Annotated in this window: 1 protein-coding gene and 1 pseudogene; both read left to right on the forward strand. The window is 53.6% G+C overall.

Annotated elements, in window-relative coordinates:
• Positions 1–635, forward strand: a 635-nt coding sequence (locus ACTHS3_RS15765; protein ID WP_440368477.1) for a TonB-dependent receptor domain-containing protein, incomplete at its 5' end; no start/stop codon positions are given.
• A gap of 72 nt (positions 636–707) precedes the next feature.
• Positions 708–865: pseudogene (locus tag ACTHS3_RS15770) on the forward strand (hemin ABC transporter substrate-binding protein); the annotation flags it as partial.

Below are 865 nucleotides of genomic sequence, written 5' to 3' on the forward strand. Positions count from 1 at the left end.
CCGTCATTCCCAATGCCAACCTCAAATCCGAACGCTCCAACAGCTTTGAATTGGGGATGAAGTTCAAAAACGAACGCGCCCGTGCGCAAGTCACCGCGTTCTACAACCGTTACCGCAACTTCATCAACCGCACTGAAATCGGTACCTCCACTGTTGGCAGACGCCCGATTATCCAGTACCAATATCAAAACCTTGATCACGTCAAAACCTACGGTGCTGAAGCTTCTGCCGCCTACAAATTCCTGCCGGGCTGGCAAGTCTCCGGCAGCATCGCTTGGATGCGCGGTGAGCAGCAGGACGGCAAACCGTTGGATTCCGCTTATCCGCTCAACGGTGTTTTGGGTTTGGATTACACGCAGGAAAAATGGGGTGTCGGTACCAAGCTGCGCTGGTCGAAAAAACACAGCCGCGTCAGCAGCGACACTGTTTTCCAAGCGCCAGGTTATGGCGTATGGGATGTCGGCGCGTGGTACAAGCCGTTTAAAAACCTCGAAATCGGCGCAAACATCTACAACGTCGGCAACAAAAAATACTGGCAGCACGCAGATGTTGCCGGCATGAGCCGTACCAGTGTGATGGACTTGTACACTGAAACCGGCCGTAATTTCGCCGCAACCGTACAACTGAAGTTCTAATGTGATTCAACCGTTTTCAGACGGCCTGAGGAAGCGAGCAGGCCGTCTGAAAGCATGCGACAAGGAAAAACAATGAAACTCAAACTCCTCCTGCTTTCCGCGCTTATTTCGTTGGCCGGCACTGCACACGCGCAACGCATCGTCGTGTTGACACCCGATACGGCAGACATCGTTGCCGCGCTCGGCGCATTGGACGAAATCGTCGGCCGCGATCAGACCGTTCAAAATCC

Source organism: Neisseria sp. P0009.S007, from assembly GCF_051962515.1.